The organism is Mesorhizobium sp. M7D.F.Ca.US.004.01.2.1 (assembly GCF_003997785.1).
Lineage (GTDB): Bacteria > Pseudomonadota > Alphaproteobacteria > Rhizobiales > Rhizobiaceae > Mesorhizobium > Mesorhizobium loti.
The window spans coordinates 1-3,273 of record NZ_RZRQ01000487.1; the positions used below are offsets into that span (position 1 = coordinate 1).

Below are 3,273 nucleotides of genomic sequence, written 5' to 3' on the forward strand. Positions count from 1 at the left end.
GTCGACAATGGCACCATCCAGGCCGGCGACGTCATCATCAAGTTCGACGGCAAGGACATCCATGAAATGCGCGACCTGCCGCGCGTGGTCGCCGAAAGCCCGGTTGGCAAGGCCGTCGACGTGCTCATCGTGCGCAAGGGTGTCGAGCAGACCGTGAAAGTGACGCTCGGCCGGCTCGAGGATGGCGAAAAGCTCGCCAGCGGCGAGGACGGCAGCAACACCGACCAGGACAAGGGCGACAAGGCTCCAGCCGTTTCGACGGCTTCGGTGCTCGGTATGACGGTCGGCGAACTGAACGACGAGACGCGCAAGAAGTTCAGCATTGCCGCCGACGTCTCCGGTGTCGTCATCACCGATGTCAGCAAGGATTCGGCTGCCGCTGAGCGAGGCATCCAGCCGGGCGAGGTGATCACCGAGATCGCACAGGAATCGGTTGCCACGCCCAAGGACGTCATGGACCGGATCGGCGCCTTGAAGGAACAGGGGCGTAAGAATGCGCTCTTGATGCTGGCGTCGAAGACCGGCGAGCTCAGGTTCGTCACGATACGGATGGACTGAGCTCCGGAAGATCCGACAGCACTGAAAGAAAAGGCGGCTAGCCAGCCGCCCTTTTTCTTGCCTGCCAGTCCTGGCGCGACAGCCTGTAGAGCACGTGTCGTTTGAGCGCGGGATGGCTGTCGGGAATGCTGGGGTGGTCGAAATCGCCGGACGGATCTGCGGTCATGCCGAGGCGTTGCATGACGGCGGTGGAGCGGCGGTTGGCCGCGACGGCGAATGACACGATTTCATCGAGGCCAAGCGTCTCGAAGCCGTAGGCCAGCCATGCTTCGGCTGCCTCGGTGACATAGCCCTTGCCCCAGAACTCAGGTGCCAGCCGCCAGCCGATCTCGACGGTGCCGGCGGGCAGGGATGGCACATGATCGGTGTCGAGGAGACCGATGAAGCCGATGGATTCACCGGTAGCGGTGATCTCGGCGGCGGCAAAACCGTATCCGTCCTCCGCGATCCAGGCCCGGAACTCGTCCATCTTGGCATCCGCGGCGGCGCGATCGCGGCGGAACGGAAAGAACTCCATCACCTGTTCGTCGGAGTTGATGCGATGGAAAAGTGCGCGGTCGCGATCCTCCCAGTTGCGCAGGATCAGGCGCTCGGTACGCATTGGTTTCATTGCACAAACTCTTCCTGTTTGTAGCCCTGCACGTAGAGCAGCGCAGTCAGGTCGCCATGGTCGATGCGGACCTTTGCCTGTGCCGCGACCGTTGGCTTGGCGTGAAGCGCGACACCGGTACCGGCCAGGCGGATCATGTCGAGATCATTGGCGCCGTCGCCGACCGCGATGGCGTCGGCGGGCGTCAAGCCAAGGCGCCCGGAAATTTCGATCAGTGCGTCGGCCTTGGCGGCGCGGCCGAGGATCGGCTCGCCGACCAGGCCGGTGAAGCGGCCGTCCTGTTCGAGCAGGCGATTGGCGCGGTTCTCCTGGAAGCCAAGCATGGCCGCAATGCGCGTCGTGAAGACCTCGAATCCGCCGGATACGAGTGCCGTCCAGGCGCCGTTGGCGCGCATGGTCCGGACCAGAGCGCGGCCGCCCGAGGCCAGCGTCAGCCGATTGGCGACGATGCGATCGACCACGGCGGCGTCGAGACCCTTGAGCAACGCCACCCGCTCGCGCAGGGCCGGTTCGAAAGCGATCTCGCCATTCATCGATCGCGCAGTAATCGTGGCAACCCGATCCTTGACGCCGATCTCGTCGGCCAGTTCGTCGATGCATTCCTGGTCGATCATGGTCGAATCCATGTCGGCGATCAGGATTTTCTTGCGGCGGGTTTCGGCCTGCTGGACGATCACGTCGACCGCCTCGGTGGCGAGTGCCGTGCGCAAGGCGGCACTCGTATCAGTGGCATCAGCCACCTCGGGCAGGACGAGATCGCAGGCAATCCCTTCAGCCAGCCAGACAACAGCGCTTGCGCCGACCGACCGTGACGCCATATTCGCAAGCGACAGCGACAAAGCGCGCTCAGTGGGACGGGAAACAAGCGTGGCGACAAGCGGCATGGAACATTCCGGCGGACAAGCGGGCGAGGGCCGCGTGAAGAACGCGATCCTGATAGCCGGGCCGACCGCCAGCGGCAAGTCGGCGCTGGCGCTCGATCTGGCCGAGCGCAAGGGTGGCGTGATCGTCAACACCGATTCCATGCAGGGCTATTCGGTGCTCGACGTGCTGACCGCCCGGCCGGAGGCGGCCGACCTCGCGCGCGCACCGCATTTCCTCTACGGCCATGTCCATCCGGCCACAGCCTATTCCACCGGCGCCTGGCTGCGCGACGTGATGAAGCTGATCGACGACGGCACGCTCTCCGGCCGGCCCGTAATTTTTGTCGGCGGCACCGGGCTCTATTTTCGCGCGCTGGCCGAGGGCATTTCGGAAATGCCCGACATTCCGCAGCGGGTCCGGGACCGCTGGCGCTACGAGTTGAAGGAGCAGGGCGCCGTCAAGCTGCACGGCCTGCTGCTGCGCGAGGATTCGGCGACCGCCATGACGCTGAAGCCGACCGACAGCCAGCGTGTCGTGCGGGCATTGGAGGTGCTCGACGCGTCGGGCCGTTCGATCCGGGAATGGCAGGCAGAACGCGGCCAGCCACTCATCGACAGGGGCAGCGCGCGTTTCTTCGTGATCGAGCCGGATCGGGCGGTGCTGGTCGGCCGCATCGAAAAACGCTTCGACCAGATGCTGCACAAAGGCGCGCTGGACGAGGTTCGGCGGCTATCGGCGCTTGGCCTCGGTCCCGATTTGCCGGCGATGAAAGCGATCGGCGTTCGCGAACTGCAGGCCGCGATGGCCGGAGAGATTGGCTTTCCCGAGGCGATCGAACGCGCCAAGATTGCGACCAGGCAATATTCCAAGCGGCAGACAACCTGGTTCAGGCATCAGCTGGAGCCGGAATGGCTGAGATTGCGCCCTGGTGACGATCTGGAAACCACGATCTGATCGCTTGTTTCTATTGCAACCAGAAAAGTTTACCTGCAAGGAAAGGTTCTCGTTGCGGTTGTCCAAGTTAACCCTCCGTAAGCCCGCCCATGCCATAAGGTCAGTGGGCACTTTTCCATTGGGGAGCAGATGCGTTTCCACAAGGCGGAATCAGCATTTTTCGTCTTTATTTTCGTGATCCTGGCCGCTGGCCTGGTGACGCTGCATGCCTATGGGCTTCTGCAATCCTTCGCCAACGAGCTGCATACGGCTTCGGGCCTGGACAAGGTCATCTATCTCAACAAGCT

General features: G+C 63.4%; 4 protein-coding genes and 1 pseudogene. 3 read left to right on the forward strand and 2 right to left on the reverse strand.

Annotated features, from left to right (window positions below; genetic code table 11):
• A partial coding sequence (locus EN993_RS33440) for a PDZ domain-containing protein (protein ID WP_127266014.1) occupies positions 1 to 558 on the forward strand: 558 nt, incomplete at its 5' end.
• Between the two features lie 37 nt (positions 559 to 595).
• Here the strand turns inward: EN993_RS33440 and EN993_RS33445 are convergent.
• Positions 596 to 1,168 (reverse strand): GNAT family N-acetyltransferase, encoded by a 573-nt coding sequence (locus tag EN993_RS33445; protein ID WP_127266015.1) that lies wholly within the window; start codon positions 1,166 to 1,168, stop codon positions 596 to 598.
• Positions 1,165 to 2,052, reverse strand: a complete 888-nt coding sequence (serB, locus tag EN993_RS33450) for a phosphoserine phosphatase SerB (RefSeq protein ID WP_127266016.1) — start codon at positions 2,050 to 2,052, stop codon at positions 1,165 to 1,167. The genes EN993_RS33445 and serB overlap by 4 nt, the downstream gene beginning before the upstream one ends.
• On the opposite strand from serB, the gene miaA reads away from it, so the two are divergent.
• Together miaA and EN993_RS38120 are read left to right on the forward strand one after the other, a co-directional pair.
• Positions 2,051 to 2,986, forward strand: a complete 936-nt coding sequence (gene miaA / locus EN993_RS33455) for a tRNA (adenosine(37)-N6)-dimethylallyltransferase MiaA (RefSeq protein ID WP_127266017.1) — start codon at positions 2,051 to 2,053, stop codon at positions 2,984 to 2,986. The genes serB and miaA overlap by 2 nt on opposite strands.
• Before the next feature lie 129 nt (positions 2,987 to 3,115).
• Positions 3,116 to 3,273: pseudogene (locus tag EN993_RS38120) on the forward strand (GGDEF domain-containing protein); the annotation flags it as partial.